This window comes from Streptomyces sp. NPDC050548 (genome assembly GCF_044457385.1).
In the GTDB taxonomy this organism is placed as follows: domain Bacteria; phylum Actinomycetota; class Actinomycetes; order Streptomycetales; family Streptomycetaceae; genus Streptomyces.
This window is the reverse complement of sequence record NZ_JBITGV010000014.1, coordinates 1-20,418: the sequence shown is the minus strand read 5'-3', so window position 1 is coordinate 20,418 and position 20,418 is coordinate 1. Positions and strand designations below refer to the sequence as shown.

Annotated in this window: 22 protein-coding genes and 1 riboswitch; of the genes, 11 read left to right on the top strand and 11 right to left on the bottom strand. The window is 71.8% G+C overall.

Going from position 1 to position 20,418, the window contains the following annotated elements; genetic code table 11:
- Positions 1–33: 33 nt before the first annotated feature.
- The 3 genes from ACIBJH_RS32570 to ACIBJH_RS32560 all read right to left on the bottom strand — a co-directional run bounded on the left by ACIBJH_RS32570 (position 34) and on the right by ACIBJH_RS32560 (position 2,177).
- Positions 34–429, bottom strand: a complete 396-nt coding sequence (locus ACIBJH_RS32570) for a DUF3040 domain-containing protein (RefSeq protein ID WP_399120500.1) — start codon at positions 427–429, stop codon at positions 34–36.
- 277 nt (positions 430–706) lie between these two features.
- Positions 707–1,477, bottom strand: coding sequence for a methyltransferase (locus tag ACIBJH_RS32565; RefSeq protein WP_399120499.1), 771 nt, complete (start codon positions 1,475–1,477; stop codon positions 707–709).
- Between the two features lie 160 nt (positions 1,478–1,637).
- Complete coding sequence (locus ACIBJH_RS32560; protein ID WP_399120498.1) at positions 1,638–2,177, bottom strand: SAV_6107 family HEPN domain-containing protein; 540 nt, start codon at positions 2,175–2,177, stop codon at positions 1,638–1,640.
- A 180-nt stretch (positions 2,178–2,357) separates the two neighbouring features.
- Here ACIBJH_RS32560 and ACIBJH_RS32555 point away from each other — a divergent pair, with 180 nt between their 5' ends.
- The 5 genes from ACIBJH_RS32555 (at position 2,358) to ACIBJH_RS32535 (ending at position 8,357) form a co-directional block, all read left to right on the top strand.
- On the top strand, positions 2,358–3,059 hold the full coding sequence (locus tag ACIBJH_RS32555; protein ID WP_399120497.1) for an ATP-binding cassette domain-containing protein: 702 nt from the start codon (positions 2,358–2,360) through the stop codon (positions 3,057–3,059).
- Complete coding sequence (locus tag ACIBJH_RS32550) at positions 3,031–5,115, top strand: YhgE/Pip family protein (RefSeq protein WP_399120496.1); 2,085 nt, start codon at positions 3,031–3,033, stop codon at positions 5,113–5,115. Before ACIBJH_RS32555 ends, ACIBJH_RS32550 begins: the two co-directional genes overlap by 29 nt.
- A gap of 62 nt (positions 5,116–5,177) precedes the next feature.
- On the top strand, positions 5,178–5,807 hold the full coding sequence (locus tag ACIBJH_RS32545; protein WP_399120495.1) for a TetR/AcrR family transcriptional regulator: 630 nt from the start codon (positions 5,178–5,180) through the stop codon (positions 5,805–5,807).
- A 366-nt stretch (positions 5,808–6,173) separates the two neighbouring features.
- A complete protein-coding gene (locus ACIBJH_RS32540; RefSeq protein WP_399120494.1) occupies positions 6,174–6,800 on the top strand; it encodes a DUF4126 domain-containing protein in 627 nt (208 codons plus the stop codon).
- Between the two features lie 45 nt (positions 6,801–6,845).
- Positions 6,846–8,357, top strand: a complete 1,512-nt coding sequence (locus tag ACIBJH_RS32535) for a phytoene desaturase family protein (RefSeq protein WP_399120493.1) — start codon at positions 6,846–6,848, stop codon at positions 8,355–8,357.
- Positions 8,358–8,360: 3 nt separating this feature from the next.
- On the opposite strand, the gene ACIBJH_RS32530 is transcribed toward ACIBJH_RS32535, so the two are convergent.
- The 6 genes from ACIBJH_RS32530 to ACIBJH_RS32505 all read right to left on the bottom strand — a co-directional run bounded on the left by ACIBJH_RS32530 (position 8,361) and on the right by ACIBJH_RS32505 (position 13,275).
- A complete protein-coding gene (locus tag ACIBJH_RS32530) occupies positions 8,361–9,368 on the bottom strand; it encodes a hypothetical protein (protein ID WP_399120492.1) in 1,008 nt (335 codons plus the stop codon).
- 56 nt (positions 9,369–9,424) lie between these two features.
- The gene (gene metF, locus ACIBJH_RS32525) at positions 9,425–10,348 is read right to left on the bottom strand and encodes a methylenetetrahydrofolate reductase [NAD(P)H] (protein WP_399120491.1); all 924 of its coding nucleotides are present in this window, start codon (positions 10,346–10,348) and stop codon (positions 9,425–9,427) included.
- 110 nt (positions 10,349–10,458) lie between these two features.
- Positions 10,459–11,118, bottom strand: a complete 660-nt coding sequence (gene thiE, locus ACIBJH_RS32520; protein WP_399120490.1) for a thiamine phosphate synthase — start codon at positions 11,116–11,118, stop codon at positions 10,459–10,461.
- 108 nt (positions 11,119–11,226) lie between these two features.
- On the bottom strand, positions 11,227–11,598 hold the full coding sequence (locus ACIBJH_RS32515; RefSeq protein ID WP_019067778.1) for an Rv2175c family DNA-binding protein: 372 nt from the start codon (positions 11,596–11,598) through the stop codon (positions 11,227–11,229).
- Between the two features lie 64 nt (positions 11,599–11,662).
- Positions 11,663–12,892 carry an NAD(P)/FAD-dependent oxidoreductase gene (locus ACIBJH_RS32510; RefSeq protein ID WP_399120489.1) on the bottom strand — a complete coding sequence of 410 codons (1,230 nt, stop codon included), beginning with the start codon at positions 12,890–12,892 and terminating at the stop codon, positions 11,663–11,665.
- Positions 12,893–12,924: 32 nt separating this feature from the next.
- The gene (locus tag ACIBJH_RS32505; protein WP_399120488.1) at positions 12,925–13,275 is read right to left on the bottom strand and encodes a hypothetical protein; all 351 of its coding nucleotides are present in this window, start codon (positions 13,273–13,275) and stop codon (positions 12,925–12,927) included.
- Between the two features lie 52 nt (positions 13,276–13,327).
- Positions 13,328–13,439: riboswitch (TPP riboswitch) on the top strand.
- On the opposite strand from ACIBJH_RS32505, the gene thiO reads away from it, so the two are divergent.
- From thiO to ACIBJH_RS32480, 5 genes are all read left to right on the top strand, one after another.
- Positions 13,437–14,591 carry a glycine oxidase ThiO gene (gene thiO / locus ACIBJH_RS32500; protein ID WP_399120487.1) on the top strand — a complete coding sequence of 385 codons (1,155 nt, stop codon included), beginning with the start codon at positions 13,437–13,439 and terminating at the stop codon, positions 14,589–14,591. It overlaps the preceding riboswitch by 3 nt.
- On the top strand, positions 14,588–14,788 hold the full coding sequence (thiS, locus tag ACIBJH_RS32495) for a sulfur carrier protein ThiS (RefSeq protein ID WP_399120486.1): 201 nt from the start codon (positions 14,588–14,590) through the stop codon (positions 14,786–14,788). Before thiO ends, thiS begins: the two co-directional genes overlap by 4 nt.
- 3 nt (positions 14,789–14,791) lie before the next feature.
- The gene (locus ACIBJH_RS32490) at positions 14,792–15,586 is read left to right on the top strand and encodes a thiazole synthase (RefSeq protein WP_399120485.1); all 795 of its coding nucleotides are present in this window, start codon (positions 14,792–14,794) and stop codon (positions 15,584–15,586) included.
- A 238-nt stretch (positions 15,587–15,824) separates the two neighbouring features.
- The gene (pknB, locus tag ACIBJH_RS32485; RefSeq protein ID WP_399120484.1) at positions 15,825–17,759 is read left to right on the top strand and encodes a Stk1 family PASTA domain-containing Ser/Thr kinase; all 1,935 of its coding nucleotides are present in this window, start codon (positions 15,825–15,827) and stop codon (positions 17,757–17,759) included.
- A 34-nt stretch (positions 17,760–17,793) separates the two neighbouring features.
- Positions 17,794–18,687, top strand: a complete 894-nt coding sequence (locus ACIBJH_RS32480) for a deoxyribonuclease IV (RefSeq protein ID WP_399120483.1) — start codon at positions 17,794–17,796, stop codon at positions 18,685–18,687.
- A gap of 30 nt (positions 18,688–18,717) precedes the next feature.
- On the opposite strand, the gene ACIBJH_RS32475 is transcribed toward ACIBJH_RS32480, so the two are convergent.
- Positions 18,718–19,332 (bottom strand): sulfite oxidase-like oxidoreductase, encoded by a 615-nt coding sequence (locus ACIBJH_RS32475; RefSeq protein WP_399120481.1) that lies wholly within the window; start codon positions 19,330–19,332, stop codon positions 18,718–18,720.
- Positions 19,333–19,489: 157 nt separating this feature from the next.
- On the opposite strand from ACIBJH_RS32475, the gene bfr reads away from it, so the two are divergent.
- Entirely contained in the window at positions 19,490–19,966 is a 477-nt protein-coding gene (gene bfr, locus ACIBJH_RS32470; RefSeq protein WP_019062355.1) for a bacterioferritin, read from the top strand.
- A 9-nt stretch (positions 19,967–19,975) separates the two neighbouring features.
- Here bfr and ACIBJH_RS32465 read toward each other — a convergent pair whose 3' ends face one another.
- Entirely contained in the window at positions 19,976–20,218 is a 243-nt protein-coding gene (locus ACIBJH_RS32465) for a bacterioferritin-associated ferredoxin (RefSeq protein ID WP_399120480.1), read from the bottom strand.
- Between the last annotated feature and the right edge of the window lie 200 nt (positions 20,219–20,418).

Sequence of the window (20,418 nt, the reverse complement as noted above, 5' to 3'; positions counted from 1 at the left end):
GGGTGCCTCGCTTCGTGCGGAGCCGGGCCGCCGTTACTGGCCCTGCTGCTCGTCGCGGCGGCGCTGCCAGCGCTGCTCGATACGGTCCATGACCGAGCGCTTCTGCCGTCCCTGACGGCCGGCGTGCGCAGCGCCCGCTGCGGGCTGTTCGCCGGGCTTCGGAGCCTTGCGCCAGCCGGTCACGGCGAGTACCGCGCAGCCCAGCATGACGAGGAATCCCACCACGCTGACCCAAATCTGCAGCGTGACCATGCCGGCGATGAGGAGCGCGATACCTACGAGAAAGCCGGCCACCGCCTGGTAGACCCGTCGCCGGGTGTACGTGCGCAGGCCGCTTCCTTCGAGCGCTGTCGCGAACTTGGGGTCTTCGGCGTACAGCGCTCGCTCCATCTGCTCAAGCATTCGCTGCTCGTGCTCCGAGAGCGGCACGGAGTCCTCCTCATCGTGCAGTCGCCGGGGCGACCCGGGGGGTCCCTTCAGGATAGGCAGGGAATCGCCCCCGTGAAACCCGCCCCTCTACGCCAATTGGCCAACCGGAACCCGTCATGACTGTTCCGACTCGCTGAAGCTTCCATTCCCCAGCGGCCGTCCTGTCATGCCGGGCGGTCTCCCTCGATCATACGGCGCCGGGCCCGCGATCGGGGGGCCTGTGGCGTACTCCATGTGCGGCCGAGCCCCTGATCAGGGCTCCGTCGCGGGAGGCCACTCACGCCTCGCCGGCACCCCGCGTCTCGCCGAGCACATGAAGCTGCGTGGCCACGGAGTGGTACGCCGGGAGCTCGGCCGCCGCGGCTTCCAGCTTCAGCAGCGCGTCCAGGGCACCGGGCTCGGTGTCCACGAGCACTCCGGGCACCAGGTCGGCGAAGACCCGCACCCCGTGCACGGCGCCGACGTCGAGGCCCGCGCCCTGGACGAACGCGGTGAGCTGCTCGGCGGTGAAGCGGTGCGGGACGGGGTCGGCGGCGCCCCAGCGGCCGTTCGGGTCGGTGAGGGCCTGGCGGGCCTCGGTGAAGTGGCCGGCGAGGGCGCGCGCGAGGACGGCACCGCCGAGTCCGGCGGCGAGCAGGCTGAGGACGCCCTCGGGGCGCAGCGCGGCCACCACGGTACGGACGCCCTCGGCGGGGTCGTCGACGTACTCCAGGACGCCGTGGCACAGCACCGCGTCGTAGCCGCCGCGCTCGACCACGTCGAAGAGGCCGTGCGCGTCGCCCTGGACGCCCCGCACGCGGTCGGCGACACCGGCCTCGGCGGCGCGGCGCTCCAGCGCGAACAGCGCGTTCGGGCTGGGGTCGACGACGGTGACGCGGTGGCCGAGGCGGGCGACGGGCACCGCGAAGTTGCCGCTGCCGCCTCCGGTGTCGAGGACGTCCAGCGCGTCCCGACCCGTGGCCTTGGCCCGGCGGTCGAGGGCGTCCTGAAGGACGTCCCAGACCACGGCGGTACGGAGGGAGGCGCGGGGGCGGCTCGGGTCCGACACGGCAGTTGACTCCTCGGCGCGGCACCGCCTGTGCACGGCGGAGCGAACGGGCTGCCTCCCCGGCCCGGAGGCGGGCGGAGGGAGGGCTTCAGGCGCCCTCCACCCTATTGCCTCCGGTGCCGTACCCGGTGATGTGTCTCGCGCGGCGGACCGCCCTCGCTCAGCCGGCGCGGTCCCCCGGCCGCTCCGGGTCCTGGCGTGGCTGGGGCAGGACCGGCTGGAGGACGAGCATCCGCTCCACCAGGCGCAGGAACATCGCCACGTCGCGTATGAGGTCGTCGGCGTCCCGGCGGGTCGCCGCGCCCTGGATGCCCGCCTCGGCCCGGGCGCGGCGCCGGGCACCGGAGGCGAACAGGGCGCTCCACTCGGTGAGTTCGGGAACTATCTCGGGGAGTACTTCCCAGGCGCTGCGGATGCGGGCCCGGCGCCGGGCCGTGGGCTCCGGCTGGGCGCGCGCGGCGAGTACCGCGGCGGCGGTGCGCAGGGCGGCGAGGTGGGCCGTCGCGTAACGCTCGTTCGGCGTTTCGAGGACGGCTGCCTCGTCCAGTCCGGCGCGGGCCTGGGCGAGCAGGTCGAGGGCGGCGGGCGGGGCCGTGGCCCGGCGGAGCACGGGGTGTACGTCGCTCGCCGGGCCGGTCAGTGAGGGGGCAGGGCCGGAGGCGCGGCGCCGACGGGCGGCGGCTGCGGACGAGTTGGCCATGACGAACCTCCTGTCGTCGTGTGACGGCACGCCCTGTCAGGTAGTGCCGTATGTGCCCATCGTGAGGTATGGCACTGACAATCCGTTCTGACCTGCGCTTTTGCTTCGATCGAAGGTTCGCGTTAGTTTTTGCACTGACCAGTCAGTTCAAAAAAATCCGGCAACAGGGGATGGGGAACCGTGGGTGGGGTCGGTGTCACGGCCGAGGACTTCGGGGTCAAGGGGCCGCGCGGCTGGGCGTTCCGGGGGATCTCCCTCGACGCCGGGCCCGGCGCGCTGATCGCCGTCGAAGGGCCCTCCGGGTCCGGGCGTACGAGCCTGCTGCTCGCGCTCACCGGGCGGATGAAGGCGTCCGAAGGGACCGCCCGCGTGGGCGAGTTGGCGCTGCCGAAGCAGTCGGCGGCCGTACGGCGGGTCGGCGCGCTGGCCAATGTCGCCGGGGTCACCGACCTCGACCCGGCACTGACCGTCGGCGAGCATCTGCGCGAACGGGCCGCGCTGCAACGGCGGTTCGGGGACTCCGTGCGCGCGATGCTGCGGCCACGGGCGGAGCGGGCGGCCGAGGCGCGGCTGCGGATCGAGCGGGCGCTGACCGCCGCCGGTCTCGACCTCGACGCCCTGCCCAAGGGCGCCCGGACCGCCGTACGGGATCTGGAACGGCCGCAGGAGTTGCGGCTGTCCATCGCGCTGGCGCTGATCGGGCGGCCGGCCCTGCTCGGTGTGGACGACGTCGGTCTCAAGCTCTCGGATGCCGAACGGGCGGAGATCTGGGGTCTGTTGAGGTCCCTCGCGGATTCCGGGACGACCGTCGTGGCGGTGTCCGCCGAAGGAGCCGAAGGAACGGAGAAGGCCGATGCACGCGCCACGACTGGCCGCCCTTGAGCTGAGGCGCTTCGGCAGGGGCAAGCTGCCGCGCTCCGCGCTCGTCGCCCTCCTGCTGCTGCCCCTGCTGTACGGCGCCCTGTACCTGTGGTCCTTCTGGGACCCGTACGGCCGCCTGGACCGCATCCCCGTGGCGCTCGTCAACGACGACCGGGGGACGACGGCCGACGGGAAGAGGCTCACGGCGGGCGACGACATCACCCGGGGGCTGCGCGACAGCAGGACCTTCGAGTGGCACGAGGTGAGTGCGGCCACCGCGCGGAAGGGCGTCGAGGACGGCACGTACTACTTGTCGTTGACCATGCCGGCCGACTTCAGCTCGCGCATCGCCTCCAGTGCGGGCGACTCCCCCGAGACGGGCGCGCTCCAGGTGCGGACGAACGACGCGAACAACTACATCGTCGGGCAGATCTCCCGGACGGTGTTCAGCGAGGTGCGCTCGGCCGCGTCCACCAAGGCCTCGCGGACCTTCCTGGACCGGATCTTCGTGTCGTTCTCCGACATCCACGGCCAGACCGTGAAGGCGGCCGACGGCGCCGACAAACTCAAGGGCGGGATCGGGACGGCAGAGGCGGGCTCCAAGGATCTCGCCGACGGCCTGAAGGACGCCAAGAAGGGCAGCGGGAAGCTCTCCAAGGGCCTGAAGAAGCTCGACACGGGCGCGGGCAACCTGGAGGACGGTTCGAAGCAGGTGGCGGCCGGGACGCAGACCCTCGCGGACACGGTCAACGGGGTCGCCGACAAGGTGGGGCCCTTCCTGAAGGACAACGAGAGGACCATCGGGGACACGGCCCAGTTGGTCGCCGACTCCGCGAAGACGATCCGCGCCAACCTCGGCGTCCTGGTGAAGACGGCCCCGGTCGCCGCCAAGGGAGCGCGCGCGGCCTCGGACACCCTGGACGACGTCTACAGGGCGCGCTGCGAAACCGCCGTCCTGGCCGACGTCGCCTGCCCCGACCTGAAGAAAGCCGCCCAGGCCGCCTCGGACGTGGCGAAGGTCGCCGACGACATCGACAACCTGGTGGCCGACCAGAACGGCGACCTGAAGAAGCTCGACGCGAACCTGCGCACCCTCCAGACGCAGGCCCAGGCGCTCGCCGACCGCGCACCGCACCTCTCCGAGGACCTCGACGACGCGGTGGCCAGGATCAACAAGCTGAACGACGGCGCCGGGAAGGTCGCCGCGGGCGCCAGGACCCTGCACACCGGGCTCGGCACGGCCAAGACCGGCGCGACCGCCCTGGACACCGGGGTCCGCAAGTTGAAGACCGGCGCCGTGGACCTCAGCGGCGGCCTGTACAAGCTCGTCGACGGCTCCGGGAAGCTCGCCGGCGGACTGCACGACGGCGCCGCCCAGATCCCCGACTACGACAAGCAGGACCGCGACCAGCGCACCGGCGTCATGGCCGACCCGGTCCAACTGGCCTCCCAGGACCTGCACAAGGCGCCCAACTACGGCACCGGGTTCGCCCCGTACTTCATCCCGCTGTCCCTGTGGGTGGGCGCGATGGTGGCGTACATGCTCATCACGCCCATGAACCGGCGGGCGCTCGCCGCCGGTGCCCCGGCCCGGCGGATCGCGCTCGCGGGCTGGCTGCCGGTGGTGGCGATCGGGGTGCTCCAGACGGTGGCCCTGATGGCCGTACTGCACTGGGCGATCGGTCTGCAGATGGCGCACGCGGCCGGCACGGTCGGCTTCCTGTTCCTGGTGACGGCCTGCTTCGCGGCGATCGTGCAGTGGCTGAACGCGCGCTTCGGGGCGGCGGGCCGGATCCTCGTACTCGCCCTGCTGATGCTCCAGTTGACGTCGGCGGGCGGCACCTATCCGGTGCAGACCAGTCCCGGCTTCTTCAACGCGATCCACCCCTTCCTGCCGATGAGTTACGTCGTCGAGGCCCTACGGAGGCTCATCACGGGCGGCGGCCTGGAACCCGTGTGGCACGCGTGCGTGGTGCTCGTCGCCTTCACCGTGGGCGCGCTCGCGCTGACCGCGCTGTCGGCGCGCCGCCGCCAGGTGTGGACGTTGGACCGCCTGCATCCGGAGCTGAGCCTGTGACCTCGCCCAGGACCCCGGCACCCGTGCCCACCGCCGCGGCCGGGCCTGTGACAATCAGGCCCATGGAAAGCAGCAGCACCCCGTCGGGCGGCAACACGCGCCGCGAGGCCACCCGGCAGAAGCTCTACGAGGCGGCCGTCACGCTCATCGCCGAACAGGGCTTCTCGGCCACCACGGTGGACGAGATCGCCGAGCGTGCCGGGGTCGCGAAGGGCACCGTCTACTACAACTTCGCGAGCAAGTCCGTCCTCTTCGAGGAGCTGCTGCGACACGGCGTGGGCCTCCTCACCGCCTCTCTGAGGGAGGCCGCCGAGCAGACCGCGCGGGACGGCGGCAGCAAGGTGGACGCCCTGGACGCGATGATCCGCGCGGGCCTCGGCTTCATCGCCCACTACCCGTCCTTCACACAGCTCTATGTGGCCGAGCTGTGGCGCACCAACCGCGCCTGGCAGTCCACGCTCATGGTGGTGCGCCAGCAGGTGAACGCGGCCATCGAGGACGTACTGCACGCGGGTGTGGCGAACGGCGAGTTCAGCCCCGAGATCGATGTCCGGCTGACGGCCGCCGCACTGGTCGGGATGGTCCTGGTGGCCGCCCTGGACTGGCAGTCGTTCCAGCCGGAGCGCTCCCTGGACGACGTCCACTCGGCGCTGTCCCGGCTGCTCCAGGGGCGGGTGAGCGGGGGGCACTGAGCGCACGCACAGAAGCGCCGGTCCGTTGTGGCCGCGTCCCCCGCGGGCCGCCCCGAACCGGCGCTCCCTTGTGCTTCCCCCGTACGTTTCCCCCGTTGGAACCCCCGTTGGTCAGTCCCCCTGGGCTCCCCCGTGTCTCGCTTCCGCCGATGTTCCGGCGGAAGGAGCGGCCAAGGGCGCGCGCCCCGTTCCGCCGCCCCGTGTCGGCGGTACCGGAGCCGCGCCCCTTTCCGTGTCTCCACTCTCTCGTTCGCGCAGGTCGCGCCCCATCCGCGCGCGTACTCATCTCACTCCCTAGGTACGCATACTCAGCCCTACGCACTCAGGCCCAGGACGCCCTGTTGCCGAGTGGTTACTATCGCCCCCGTGTCCGTACTCCCCCTGGTCTTCACCAGCGGCTGGGCCAGCGGCATCAACGCCTACGCGGTGGTGCTGCTGCTCGGTGTCTTCGGCGCGACCGGGGTGAGCGACGCCGTCCCCGAGTCGCTGCAACGCCCTGAGGTCCTCGTCACAGCGGCCGTGCTGTTCCTGTGCGAGGCGGTCGCCGACAAGATCCCCTACGTCGACTCCATGTGGGACTCCGTGCACACCCTGATCCGGCCGGCCGCCGGGGCGTGGGTCGGCGCGGTGCTCGCCGGACACAGCGGATCGTTGAACGATGTGGCGGCGGGACTGATCGGCGGCTCGACGGCGCTGGCCAGCCACACGGTCAAGGCCGGGACGCGGATGGCGATCAACACCTCGCCGGAACCGTTCAGCAACATCGTGGTGAGCCTCGCGGAGGACCTCGGGGTCGGCGCGATCGTCTCGTTCGCGATGTTCCATCCCCAGGCGGCGGCGATCATCGCGGCCGTGCTGCTGGCGGCCGGGCTGACGATCCTGTTCTTCCTGGTCTCGCGGATCCGCCGGTTCCTGCGCCGCCGGGCCCAGCTCCGCGAGGAGAAACGGCTGGCCTCGCAGGCGGGAGGGCCACCGAACCGGCCGCCCTGGTGACGGCCCGTGACCGGACTGTCAGTGGCGGCCGATAAAGTCGCGGGCATGGCACGGATTGCGGTGATCGGCGCCGGCATGGGCGCGATGGCGGCCGCTGCCCGGCTGGCCGTCGCGGGCCACCGGGTGGCGGTGTACGAGCGTACGGAGACGTACGGCGGTGCGGTGCGCCGCTTCGAGCGGGACGGTTTCTCCTTCGACACCGGCCCCGGGCTGCTGACCGTGCCCGCGGTCTACCGCGACCTGTTCATCAAGACCGGCAAGGAGCCGCTGGAGGACCTGGTCGAGCTGGTCCAGGTGGACCCGTCCTCGCGGCACGTCTTCGCGGACGGCACGGAGGTGTCGTTGCCGAACGCCTCCCGCGCGGGCGTCGTCACCGCCCTGGACGAGGCGCTGGGCGGGGGCGCCGGGCAGCGCTGGGGCGACTTCCTGATCCGGGCCCGTGAGGCCTGGGACCGCACCCGCAGACCCCTCCTGGAGGAGCCGCTGTGGCCCAACTGGTCGGTGCTGGCCGAGCAGGAGCCCTACCCCGCGGTCCCGCACAAGAAGCTGCTGCGCACCCGCCGGGCGAGCGCCCTCGCCGAGATCGGCGCCTGGGAGCTGCGCGACGACCGCCTGACGGCCCTCCTGGAGAGCCACGCACTCGCATACGGCCTCCACCCCCGGTCCGCTCCGGCCGGCGCGGCCGTGCTGCCGTACATGGAGCACGCCTTCGGTACCTGGTATGTGCGGGGCGGCATACGGGAGTTGGCGCGCGCGGTGTACGAGCGGTGTCTGGCGCGGAAGGTCGAGTTCGTCTTCGGGGCCGAGGTCACCCGGGTTCTGGAGAAGGACGGGCGGGCGGCGGGGGTCGAGCTGGCCGACGGGACTGTGGTCGACGCGGACCATGTCGTGGCGGACGTGGACCCCGCGGGGCTGCGGGCCCTGACGGATCGTCCGCTGGACCGGGACGGTGACGTGCGGGCCGACCCCGAATCACCCCGACCGGTGCGGCTGACACTCCTGTTGGCACTGCGTGGTCCGCGCGAGGCCGGAGCCGCCCACCGGACGGTGGTCCATGCCCCGGACCGCGAGGCCGAGTTGGACTTCCTGGCCTCCCCGGGCGGCGACGAGCCCCGCTGCCCCACGGTGACGGTGCTGCGCCCCGACGACCCCGCGCTGTGGCCGGACGGCGAGCACGAGTCGGCGGTGGTGTCCGCGGTGCTGTCGAGCGAGGCCGGCTGGGGGGAGGAGAGCACGGTCGGGCGTTACACCGACTTCCTCCTCAAGGCCGCCGAGTCCGCCGTACCGGGCCTGCGGGAGCGCCTGTTGTGGCACGAGGTGCGCACGCCCGGGGACACGGAGGGCGAGACCGGCGCCCGCTCCGGAGCCGCGCCCGCACCCTCGCTCGCCGCCGGCGGGGGCCGTTTCCTGCACCCCGCGAACACCACGCGCCTGCCCGGTCTCTACCGCGTCGGCGGCTGGTCGCACCCCGGAGGCGGGCTTCCGCACGCCGGTATGTCGGGGGCGCTGGTGGCCGGACTGATCGTGGAGGGACCGCAGTTCAGAGGGTCTCAGTAGGCTTCAGAAACGGTACTGCTCGTCGTAGCCGGTGCCCGACTGCGGCTGCTGCTGTTGTTGCTGCTGCTGGCCGTCGCCCTGGTAGTACTGCTGATCCGCCGGGACTTCGCCGCCGTAGGTCTCGTCGTTGCGCTGCTGCGGGACCCACACCCCGCCGGCCGGGGTCTCGCCGACATAGCCGCCGTTGCCGTACTGGTCCTGCGTGTAGCCCTGTTGGGGATACTGCTGCTGGCCGTCGTAGCCCGTGTCGTACATGGCGCCGCCGTAGGTCTGGGTGCCGATGTACGGGTCGGAGTAGGCCGCGTACTGCTGCTGGCCGGTCGTGTCGTAGCCGTACTGCTGCTGGTCGTAGCCCGCGTAGGTGTCGTAGCCGTACTGCTGCTGGTCGGCCGCCGCGTAGGCCTGGTCCTGGGTCTGGCCGGCCGCCGCTGCCGCGTAGGCCTGGTCCGTGCCCGCGTAGTTCGGGTCGGCGGCGTTCGCGTAGGCGGTGGCGCTGTAGACGCCGTAGGAGCCGGTGTCGTCCGGCAGGGGCTGCGGCTCGTAGACCGAGGTGGTCTCGGCGGCCGTCGGGTCGAGCGGGCGGTTCGGGGTGAAGACGTCGTCGCGGTCGAAGTCGTCGTCCTGGCCGAAGTCGGCGTTGCGGCCGTAGTCCTGGAAGGCGGGCTGGGAGCCCGTCGAGTCGAGGCCGGAGGCGTCCGCGCCCGGGTCCTGCTCGTCCGGTTCGCCGCCGCGGCGCATGAAGCCGCCGGCGCCGGGTCGGCCGGAGACCGCCCAGCCGGCTTCGAAGCCGCGGCGGAACGACAGCGTGACGTAGGTCTGGCCGATGGCGAAGGCCACCGCGCCCAGTCCGATCACGACGACAGAGGGCATCAGTACGCCGAGCACGACGCCCAGGAAGCCGACGAAGGCGAGCAGTCGCCAGCGCAGCCGCGCCTTGTACTGCAGCAGCACCTCACCGAGCAACCACAGTGCGACGATGCCGAACGCGATGTAGAGGACCGTCCAGCCCATGTACGCCCCTCTCCCAGTGGCCGCTACGCAGTGTGTCGTATGTCCGGGCGGCCGGTCTAGGCCCGCGGTGGGTGGTGCAGGCCCAGGTTCTCGTAGATTTCCAGCGTCGCCGTGGAGTTGTTGAGCGTGATGAAGTGCAGTCCGGGCACTCCCTCGGCCAGCAGCCGGGCGCAGAACTCCGTGGCGAAGCCGATCCCGATCGAGCGTACAGCCGCCGGATCGTCTTTGGCTGTGAGGATTCGCTCTTTCAGAGCGTCCGGGATGACGGCGTTGCTGAGCTGCGGCAACCGCTCCAGCATCCGCACGCTGGTCACCGGCATGACCTCGGGGATGACCGGTGTGGCACAGCCTGCCGCCTCGACCCGGTCGCGCAGGCGAAGATAGGACTCCGGGCGGAAGAACATCTGGGTGATCGCGTAGTCGGCGCCGGCCCGGCACTTGTCGACGAAGTGCCGCACGTCCGTGTCCCAGTCCGGGGAGCGCGGGTGCAGCTCCGGGAAGGCGGCGACACCGACGCAGAAATCGCCCGACTCCTTGATGAGCCGGACCAGTTCGGCCGCGTACGTCAGGCCCCGCGGGTGCGCCACCCAGTCGGCCATGGGGTCGCCGGGCGGGTCGCCGCGCACCGCGAGGATGTTGCGGATCCCGGCGTCGGCGTACTGGCCGATGATGTTGCGCAGTTCGGCGACGGAGTGGTCGACCGCGGTGAGGTGGGCGACCGGGGTGAGCGTGGTGTCGGCGACGATCTGCTCGGTCTCCCTGACGGTGCCCGCGCGGGTCGAACCGCCGGCGCCGTAGGTCACGGAGACGAAGTCGGGGGCGACCGCCTCGACCCTCCGCAGCGCACTCCACAGGCTTCGCTCGCCCTTGGGGGTCTTCGGCGCGGAGAACTCGAACGAGTACGTGTTCTTACCGGTCGCGAGCATGTCGCGCACCGTCCGTGCGCGATCGGTCCTGGTCGATGCGATTCCGAAGGCCATACCCGCAGGTTAGTCAGGGGACGGCGGACACCCAACCGGAACCGGAAATTTGCCTGATTTGTCGCCCTGTTGTCCACCCACCGGACAACAGCGCGACACCCCGACCGCTCTCAGGTCTGCCGCAGCCGCTTCGCGAACTCGGCCGCCGCCGCGCCCGGGTCGTCGGCCTCCGTGATCGCCCGTACGACGACGACCCGGCGGGCGCCCGCTTCGAGCACCTCGTCGAGGTTGCCGAGGTCGATGCCGCCGATGGCGAACCAGGGGCGGTCGGTGCCCAGGGCGGCCGTGTACCGGACCAGGTCGAGGCCGGGGGCGTGGCGGCCGGGCTTGGTGGGGGTCGGCCAGCACGGGCCGGTGCAGAAGTAGTCCACGCCCTCCTGGACGGCGGCCGCGGCGGCCTCCGCCTCCGCGTGCGTGGAGCGGCCGATCAGGATGTCGTCGCCGAGGATCGCGCGGGCCGCGGGGACCGGGAGGTCACCCTGTCCCAGGTGCAGTACGTCGGCGCCGGCGGCGTGGGCGACGTCCGCGCGGTCGTTGACCGCGAGCAGTCGGCCGTGCCGGGCGCAGGCGTCGGCGAACACCTGGAGGTGCTCCAGCTCCTCGGCGGCCTCCATGCCCTTGTCGCGCAGCTGCACGATGTCGACCCCGCCGGCCAGGACCGCGTCCAGGAACTCGGCGAGGTCGCCCTGGCGTCTGCGGGCGTCCGTGCAGAGGTAGACCCGGGCGTCGGCGAGTTCCGCGCGGGCGGCGGCTGCGGCGGTGTCGGGCATACGTGTGTCCCCCGTTGTTGTTGTGCGGTGATGTCGGGCACGGGCCGCGACTGAGCGTCGCCGCGGCCCGTACACCGGTCGGTCGTCCGGATCAGCCGGTCGTCCGGATCAGACGGCGAGCGCCTGGGCGCGGCGCTTCACCTCCGTGCCGCGATTCTCGCTCAGGGCCTGCGCGGGGGTGCCGGGCAGGCTGGGGTCGGGGGTGAAGAGCCATTCCAGCATCTCTTCGTCGGAGAAGCCGTCGTCCCGCAGGAGCGTCAGGGTCCCCGTGAGGCCCTTGACGACCTTCTGCTCGGCCCCGTCGATGAAGGCGGCGGGGACGTGCAGCGCGCGGTTCTCGCCACGCCGTACGGCGATGACTTGGCCCTCCTTGACCAGCTGCCGCACGCGTGTCACCTCGACATCGAGCATCTCTGCGATGTCGGGCAGCGTGAGCCAGGCGGGGACGAGAGCATCGATCTTTGCGTCAATCTCGGTCACGTAAACAGCGTGCCATCCCGGACTGACAGTCGGAAGCCGGGCCGGTCCGACCCGGTGTCACGAACTAGGCGATAGCCGCCTTCATCGGGAGAGAAGGGTCCGCCAGCGGCCCGGGATCCATCGGGGTGCCCGACTCGATCAGGCGGCGGCCCTGGGCCAGGTCGCGGGGGCGGCCGACCGCGAGAAGGGCCACCAGGCGGTCCCCGCGCAGCCAGCAGACGGTCCAGGCCGGGGTGGCCGGGTCGCCGCGCCACAGCGTCGTGTCGGCGGACGCGTGGTGGCCGACGTACTGGACGAAGCGGCCGAACTGCTCGGACCAGAAGTACGGCACCGGGTCGTAGACCGCCGGGGTCTGGCCGACGATGTTCGCGGCGACCGTGCGCGGGCCCTGGAGGGCGTTGTCCCAGTGGTGGACGAGGAGGCGCTCGCCGTACCTTCCCGAAGGGAAGGAGGCGCAGTCGCCGACCGCGTACACGTCCGGCACCGAGGTGCGCAGCCGGTCGTCGGCCACGACCTCGCGGTGGGCGCCCAGCTCGATGCCGGAGTCCGCGAGCCAGCCGGTGGCGGGGCGGGCGCCGATGCCCACCACGACGGCTCCTGCGGGCAGCCGGGTGCCGTCGTCGAGGACCACCTCGCCGGGTTCGACGCGCTCCACGCGCGTGTGCGTGCGCAGCACGGCACCGGCGTCCGCGTACCAGGCGGCCATCGGCGCGGCCACCTCGGCGGGCAGCGCGCCCGCGAGCGGCCGGTCGGCGGCTTCCACGACGGTCACCGCGCAGCCCGCCTCGCGCGCGGCCGTGGCGAACTCCGCGCCGATCCAGCCCGCGCCGACGACCACGATGTCGTGCTGCCGCGCGAGCACGGGGCGCAGCCGCTCGGCGTCGTCCAGGGTGCGCAGCAGATGCACCCCGGGGATGCCGTCGGCGCCAGGAAGTCGGATCGGCTCGGCGCCGGTGGCGAGGACCAGGACGTCGTACGGCACCGGGCCTTCGGCGGTGTCCAGTTCGTGGTCTCCGGGGCGCAGGCCCGACACCTCGCGGCCGAGCCGGAGTTCGATGCCGAGTGCCTCGAAGTCGACGTCGAAGGCGGAGCCCTCGGCCTTGCCGAGCAGGACGGCCTTGGACAGCGGGGGCCGGTCGTAGGGCTGATGGGGTTCGGCGCCGAGAAGGGTGACGGTGCCGGTGAAGCCCTGTTCGCGCAGGGCGACCGCGGTCTGCACCCCGGCCATGCCCGCGCCGACGACGACCACGCGCCGTCCCGCTGCCGTGCCCTGTCCCGGTGTCTGCTCGCTCATCCGATCACCATAGACACCTGACAAATCGTCAGTCAGGGGGCGCGTTCAGTGACCTGTTCCACAACACTCGTCCCGCTGCCCTGCTGTGACTCCCACTCCCAGGTCTCGTCGAGGCGGATCCGGCCGTCGGACAGCTCGACCACTTCGGACACGCAGTGCCCGGAGGACGTCGTCCCGTCGGTCTTCAACTGCACGTACCGGAAGTCGAGTCGGTCCCCCGCGCGCGTGCCGACGAGATGCCCGCGGACGACGTCGCCGCCCGCGTACTCGGCCCAGATCTCGCCGTCCTTCTCGTGGTACGCGAACCGGGTGCGGGTGCCGACCTGACCCGGTGCCTGGTCCGCGACCGGGGCGAGGACGAGACCGTCGAGCGAGCGGGCCATGGACGGAGGCTCCCTTACTGGGACATGGGGTACGGGCTAGGGTGGCCAACGTACAAGCACTCGCGGGAGTCCGGACGCACCGGGCTGAGAGGGAGGCTGGCGGCCTCCGACCGTACGAACCTGATCCGGGTCATGCCGGCGAAGGGAGGGGCTGGACGCCCATGCCTACACGTACGTCAGACGTCCTCGTCGTCGGGGGCGGGATCATCGGCCTGGTCACGGCCTGGCGGGCCGCGCAACGCGGGTTCGCGACGGCCGTCGTGGACCCCGAGCCGGGCGGCGGGGCCGCGCAGGTGGCCGCCGGAATGCTCGCCGCCGTCACGGAGCTGCACTACGGCGAACAGACCCTGCTCGCCCTCAACCTGGCCTCGGCGCAGCGCTACCCGGACTTCGCGGCCGAGCTGACCGACCTCACCGGCCTCGACCTCGGCTACCGGCGCTGCGGCACCCTCGCCGTCGCCCTGGACGCCGACGACCGCGCCCACCTCCGTGAACTGCACGCCCTGCAGCAGCGGTCGGGGCTGGACTCCGAGTGGCTGTCGGGGCGCGAATGCCGGCGCCTGGAGCCGATGCTCGCGCCGGGCGTGCGCGGGGGGCTCCGGGTCGACGGGGACCACCAGGTCGACCCGCGGCGCCTGGCGCGGGCGCTGGTGGCCGCGTGCGAGCGTGCCGGGGTCGTGTTCCACCGGACATGGGCCGAGCGGCTCACGTGCGGCCAGGACCGCGCCACGGGGGTCGTCACGCGCGAGGGGGAAGCCCTGGGCGCGGACCAGGTGGTCCTCGCGGGCGGCAGCCTCAGCGGGCGGCTGGCCGGGGTCCCCGACGACGTCCTGCCGCCCGTACGGCCCGTGAAGGGGCAGGTGCTGCGGCTGACCGTGCCGGAGCGGTACGCGCCGTTCCTGAGCCGGACCGTGCGGGCCGTGGTGCGCGGCAGCCACGTCTATCTGGTGCCGCGCGAGAACGGCGAGCTGGTCGTCGGCGCGACCAGCGAGGAACTGGGCTGGGACACCACGGTGACCGCCGGCGGGGTCTACGAACTGCTGCGCGACGCCCACGAGTTGGTCCCCGGGATCACCGAACTGCCGCTCACCGAGACCCGGGCCGGACTGCGCCCCGGCTCCCCCGACAACGCGCCGCTGCTCGGCCCGACCGCACTCCCTGGGCTGCTGCTGGCCACCGGGCACTACCGCAACGGCGTACTGCTCACGCCGGTCACCGGCGACGCCCTCGCGCACGCCCTGGCCACCGGTGAACTCCCGGACGAGGCACGGCCGTTCACACCGAAGCGGTTCGCTCTCACGGAGTTGCCCGCATGAACGTCTCCGTCAACGGGGAGCCCCGGGTGATCGCGCCCGGCACGGCTCTCGACACCCTCGTAAGCACCCTGGCCCCTTCCCCCTCCGGGGTGGCCGCCGCCCTCAACGAAACCGTCGTCCCGCGCGCGGAGTGGCCCTCGACGTCCCTCTCCGAGGGAGACCGCGTCGAGGTCCTCACCGCCGTCCAAGGAGGCTGACCCATGGCCGACGACCCCTTCGTCCTCGGTGGTACGTCCTTCACGTCCCGGCTGATCATGGGCACCGGGGGCGCGCCCAGCCTCGACGTCCTGGAGCGCGCGCTGGTGGCCTCCGGGACGGAACTCACGACCGTCGCGATGCGGCGCGTGAACGCTTCCGTGCACGGCTCGGTGCTGTCCGTCCTGGAGCGGCTCGGCATCCGGGTGCTGCCCAACACCGCGGGCTGCTTCACGGCGGGCGAGGCGGTGCTGACGGCCCGGCTGGCGCGGGAGGCGCTCGGGACGGCACTGGTCAAACTTGAGGTGATCGCGGACGAGCGCACGCTGCTCCCCGATCCCATCGAGCTGCTCGACGCGGCCGAGACCCTGGTCGACGACGGGTTCACGGTGCTGCCGTACACGAACGACGATCCCGTGCTGGCGCGGAAGCTGGAGGACGTCGGGTGCGCGGCGATCATGCCGCTGGGGTCGCCGATCGGCTCCGGGCTCGGGATCCGCAACCCGCACAACTTCCAGCTGATCGTCGAGCACGCGCGCGTGCCGGTGATTCTGGACGCGGGGGCCGGTACGGCGTCCGACGCGGCGTTCGCGATGGAGCTGGGGTGCGCGGGGGTGATGCTCGCGTCGGCGGTGACGCGGGCGCAGGAGCCTGTGCTGATGGCGTCCGCGATGCGGAGCGCGGTGGAGGCGGGGCGGCTGGCCCGGCTGGCGGGGCGTATCCCCCGTAGGCACTTCGCCTCGGCGTCTTCTCCTGCGGAGGGGCTGGCACGGCTGGACCCGGAGCGTCCGGCCTTTTGATCTCCCACCCGCGCACCGCCCGTTTACGGTCGGCTGAAAAGTGGACCCCTCCTGTGGGGGTTCCTCGCCGTCGGCGGCCACCCGTGCGTGCGATCCGTGGAAAAGGGGACCTCACCTGTGGAGGCGCCTCGTCGTCGGCGCCGCCCGTGCGTGCGATGCGTCACAGGTCCGCTGCAGTACCGCCCCGAAACTGGCCGAAAAGGGGGCGCTGTCAGCCTCGGCTCGTACACTCACCTGCGTGGATACGACCCTTCATGACCCTCTCGTCGGGCAGTTGCTCGACGGCCGCTATCGCGTCGACGCGCGGATCGCCGTCGGCGGGATGGCCACGGTCTACCGGGCCGTGGACACCCGCCTGGACCGGGTTCTCGCGCTCAAGGTGATGCACCCGACGCTCGCGGCCGACGCCTCCTTCGTCGACCGGTTCATCCGCGAGGCCAAGTCCGTGGCGCGGCTGGCGCATCCGAACGTGGTGCAGGTCTTCGACCAGGGCGCCCAGGGGGCGTACGTCTATCTGGCGATGGAGTACGTCGCAGGCTGCACCCTGCGGGACGTGCTGCGCGAGCGTGGGGCGCTGCAGCCGCGGGCCGCGCTGGACATCCTGGAGCCGGTGCTGGCCGCGCTCGGTGCCGCGCACCGGGCCGGGTTCGTGCACCGGGACATGAAGCCGGAGAACGTGCTCATAGGGGACGACGGCCGGGTCAAGGTCGCCGACTTCGGGCTGGTCCGGTCCGTCGACACGGTCACCAGCACCACGGAGAACGTGCTCGGTACGGTCTCGTATCTCGCCCCGGAGCAGATCGAGGGCGGCACGGCGTCTCCCCGGGTCGACGTGTACGCGTGCGGGGTCGTCCTGTACGAGATGCTCACCGGCCAGAAGCCGCACGACGGGGACTCCCCCGCGATCGTGCTCTACAAGCACCTGCACGAGGACGTCCCGCCGCCCTCGGCCGTAGTCCCCGGGCTGGCGTACGAGCTGGACGAGCTGGTCGCCACCGCCACCGCGCGCACCCCGGAGATCCGGCCGTACGACGCGGTCGCGCTGTTCGGTCTTGTCCGCGAGGCGCGGGCGGGGCTGAGCGACGAGCAGTTGGACGTGGTGCCGCCGCAGGCGCTGACCTCGGAGCATCCCGACTCCGAGAACCGTACGAGTGTGATCCCGCGCTCGCTGACCGTGCCGCGTCCGCTGCCGGTCAACGAGGACGACGAGCCCGGTGACCCGTTCAACCGGACGAGCCGGTTCGAGAGCGGGCCGCCGCTGCCGACCCGGCGGCGCGACGCGCGGCGGCCCCGGCGCGGGCTGCTGGCGATCGTCGCCGCGATCCTGCTGATCATCGGGGTCGGGACGGGCGTCTGGTACATCAACTCCGGCCAGTTCACCAAGGTCCCGCCGCTCCTTGCGAAGACCGAGGCCCAGGCGAAAGAACGGCTCCAGGAGGCCGGTCTCGACGTCAAGTCGGTCAAGCACGCCTACAGCGACACCGTGAAGCGGGGCACGGTCATCAGCACCGACCCGGTGGCCGGCGCCCGCATCCGGGACAACGACTCGGTGGCCCTGACCATCTCGGACGGACCCGAGACCGTGAAGGTGCCCGATCTGACCGGCTACGCCCTGGCCAAGGCTCGGGCCCTGCTCAGGACGGACGGGCTGGCGGCCGGCATGGTCACCAGGGAGTTCAGCGACGACGTCCCCAAGGGCTTCGTGATCAGCACGGACCCCGAGGCGGGCACCGAGCGCCACGCGGGCTCCGCGATAGCCCTGACCGTCAGCAAGGGCAGCGCGGTCGACGTGCCGGACGTCACCGGTGAGGACCTGGACGAGGCGAAGTCGGACCTCCAGGAGGCCGGTCTCACGGTGAAGGTGTCGGACACCGAGGTCACCTCGGAGTACGACGCGGGCCAGGTCGCCCAGCAGACCCCGGCCGGCGACAGCCAGGCCGCCGCGGGCGACACGGTGACACTGACCCTGTCCAAGGGCCCGGAGATGGTCGAGGTCCCGAGCGTGGTCGGCGCGAGTGTCGACGCGGCGACGAAGCTCCTGGAGGAGTCCGGCTTCAAGGTCAAGGAGGACCGCGGACTGCTCGGCCTGTTCGGCGACACCGTGAAGAGCCAGTCCGTGGACGCGGGCGAGCAGGCCCCCAAGGGGTCGACGATCACGATCACCATCCGGTGACGGGGACGGCACGCGCGCGTGACACCCTGGACGGGTGAGCAGCAAGCACCCCTCCCCCACCTCCGGGATCCCCTCCCGCAACCCCGTCGGCGGCCATGTCCCCGTGGCCGGCGGTCTCCACTCCGTGGGGCTGTCCTACGCCCGTGAGCTGGCCGCCGAGACCGTGCAGGTCTTCGTCGCCAACCCGCGCGGCTGGGCGACACCGGCCGGGAACCCGCGCCAGGACGAGGAGTTCCGCGCGGTGTGCGAGGCCGAGTCCATCCCGGCGTACGTGCACGCCCCGTACCTGATCAACTTCGGCTCGCACACCGAGGCCACTGTAGGGAAGTCCGTCGAGTCGCTACGGCACTCGCTGCGGCGGGGACGGGAGATCGGCGCGCTCGGTGTGGTCGTGCACACCGGGAGCGCGACGGGCGGGCGGGAGCGGGCCGTGGCGCTGGCCCAGGTGCGGGAGCATCTGCTGCCGCTGCTGGACGAGTTGACGCACGACGACGATCCGTTCCTGCTGCTGGAGTCGACGGCCGGGCAGGGTTCGTCGCTGTGCTCGCGGACCTGGGACTTCGGGCCGTACTTCGAGGCGCTGGACGCCCATCCGAAGCTGGGCGTGTGTCTGGACACGTGCCACATCTTCGCCGCCGGGCACGATCTGACCGGTCCCAGCGGGATGCACCAGACGCTCGATCTGCTGGTGGACACGGTCGGCGAGGGGCGGCTGAAACTGATCCATGCCAACGACTCCAAGGACGTCGTCGGCGCCCACAAGGACCGGCACGAGAACATCGGTTCCGGGCACATCGGCGAGGATCCGTTCCGCGCGCTGATGACCCACCCGGCGACCGAGGGCGTACCGCTGATCATCGAGACGCCCGGCGGCAAGGAGGGGCACGCGGCGGACGTGGAGCGGCTGAAGAAGCTCAGGGACTCATAGCCCGAAGGGGCTTACTCGGCTCCGAAGGGCTCACAGCTCCGGGCCCTCGCCGGGTCCCTCCTGGTACGAGTACCGCTGTTCCTTCCACGGGTCCCCGACGTTGTGATAGCCGCGTTCCTCCCAGAACCCGCGCCGGTCGGCCGTCATGTACTCGACGCCCCGGACCCACTTGGGGCCCTTCCAGGCGTACAGGTGGGGGACGACCAGGCGGAGCGGGAAGCCGTGTTCCGCGGTGAGGAGTTCGCCGTCCTTGTGGGTGGCGAAAATCGTGCCCTCGGCGGCGAAGTCGGCCAGCCGGAGGTTGGCGCTGAAGCCGTACTCGGCCCAGACCATGACATGGGTGACGGCGGGTGAGGGCGGGGCCTTCTCCAGGATCGTGCGGGCGGGGATGCCGCCCCATTCGGCGCCCAGCATGCTGAACTTCGTGACGCAGTGCAGATCGGCCACGACCGAGTCGTAGGGCAGCGCCGTGAACTCGTCGTGGTTCCAGCAGTGCTTGTCGCCGTCGGCCGTGGCGCCGAAGACCCTGAACTCCCAGCGCTCGGGGCGGAACTTGGGGACCGGGCCGTAGTGGGTGACCGGCCAGCCGCGCTGAAGTCGCTGGCCGGGCGGCAGCTCGGACTGTTCGACCCCTCTCTGACCCATGGCTCCATCCTGACAGACGGGGGGCGGTGCACATGACCGGCTCTGGGCGGATTCGGGCAACTCCTACTAAGCATGCACTTACTGGACGACGTCTTCGCGCCGATGCAATCATGCGGCGCAACCCGCCAGTTCCCTTGTCTTGGAAGGAGCCTCTGCGATGCAGGGCGACCCCGAGGTCCTTGAATTCCTGAACGAGCAGCTCACCGGTGAGCTGACCGCGATCAACCAGTACTGGCTGCACTACCGCATCCAGGACAACAACGGCTGGACCAAGCTCGCCAAGTACACGCGTGAAGAGTCCATCGACGAGATGAAGCACGCGGACAAGATCACCGAGCGCATCCTGATGCTCGACGGTCTGCCGAACTACCAGCGACTGTTCCACGTCCGGGTCGGCCAGACGGTCACCGAGATGTTCCAGGCGGACCGGCAGGTGGAGGTCGAGGCGATCGACCGCCTCAAGCGCGGTATCGAGGTGATGCGCACCAAGGGCGACATCACGTCCGCGAACATCTTCGAGGACATCCTTGAGGACGAGGAGCACCACATCGACTACCTCGACACGCAGCTGCAGCTGATCGAGCAGCTCGGCGAGGCGCTGTACATCGCGCAGCAGATCGAGCAGCCCAGCTAGGGTCCACCCCTAAGCGGCTTCGTCCAGTTCGGCCATTCCGGGCAGTTCGGCGAAGACCGGCGCGCCCTCTTCCGCGAGATCGCGGCGCGGGCAGCTGCCGCGGCCGAGTATCGCCTGGATCCGGCGGACGCACGAACCGCAGTCGGTACCGGCCTTGCAGGCGGAGGCGATCTGGCGGGGCGTGCAGGCACCCCCACCCGCGTGCTGCTGGACCTGCGCCTCGGTCACCTGGAAGCAACTGCAGACGTACACGCGGATTCACCTCCCGCCGGAACTTGATAAGGCCAACCTAACCTTACCCGGCCCGCGGGTCCTGTAAAAGTGGGGGGGGGGGGGGGGGGGGGGGGGGGGGGGGGGGGCGCGCCCCGCCCCCCCCCCCCGGGGGGGGGCCCCCCCGGGGGGGGGGGGCGCGCGGGCCCCCCCCGGCGGGCCGGGGGCGGGGGGGGGGGGGT

What these genes read in the sequence shown, in the direction of transcription:
- ACIBJH_RS32490 (WP_399120485.1), top strand. Translation starts at nt 14,792, where the DNA reads ATGGCCGACGACCCCTTCGTCCTCGGTGGTACGTCCTTCACGTCCCGG.
- thiO (WP_399120487.1), top strand. Translation starts at nt 13,437, where the DNA reads ATGCCTACACGTACGTCAGACGTCCTCGTCGTCGGGGGCGGGATCATC.
- ACIBJH_RS32560 (WP_399120498.1), bottom strand. Translation starts at nt 2,177, where the DNA reads ATGGCCAACTCGTCCGCAGCCGCCGCCCGTCGGCGCCGCGCCTCCGGC.
- ACIBJH_RS32505 (WP_399120488.1), bottom strand. Translation starts at nt 13,275, where the DNA reads ATGGCCCGCTCGCTCGACGGTCTCGTCCTCGCCCCGGTCGCGGACCAG.
- ACIBJH_RS32550 (WP_399120496.1), top strand. Translation starts at nt 3,031, where the DNA reads ATGCACGCGCCACGACTGGCCGCCCTTGAGCTGAGGCGCTTCGGCAGG.
- ACIBJH_RS32535 (WP_399120493.1), top strand. Translation starts at nt 6,846, where the DNA reads ATGGCACGGATTGCGGTGATCGGCGCCGGCATGGGCGCGATGGCGGCC.
- thiS (WP_399120486.1), top strand. Translation starts at nt 14,588, where the DNA reads ATGAACGTCTCCGTCAACGGGGAGCCCCGGGTGATCGCGCCCGGCACG.
- ACIBJH_RS32545 (WP_399120495.1), top strand. Translation starts at nt 5,178, where the DNA reads ATGGAAAGCAGCAGCACCCCGTCGGGCGGCAACACGCGCCGCGAGGCC.
- ACIBJH_RS32510 (WP_399120489.1), bottom strand. Translation starts at nt 12,892, where the DNA reads ATGAGCGAGCAGACACCGGGACAGGGCACGGCAGCGGGACGGCGCGTG.
- ACIBJH_RS32475 (WP_399120481.1), bottom strand. Translation starts at nt 19,332, where the DNA reads ATGGGTCAGAGAGGGGTCGAACAGTCCGAGCTGCCGCCCGGCCAGCGA.
- thiE (WP_399120490.1), bottom strand. Translation starts at nt 11,118, where the DNA reads ATGCCCGACACCGCCGCAGCCGCCGCCCGCGCGGAACTCGCCGACGCC.
- ACIBJH_RS32530 (WP_399120492.1), bottom strand. Translation starts at nt 9,368, where the DNA reads ATGGGCTGGACGGTCCTCTACATCGCGTTCGGCATCGTCGCACTGTGG.
- bfr (WP_019062355.1), top strand. Translation starts at nt 19,490, where the DNA reads ATGCAGGGCGACCCCGAGGTCCTTGAATTCCTGAACGAGCAGCTCACC.
- metF (WP_399120491.1), bottom strand. Translation starts at nt 10,348, where the DNA reads ATGGCCTTCGGAATCGCATCGACCAGGACCGATCGCGCACGGACGGTG.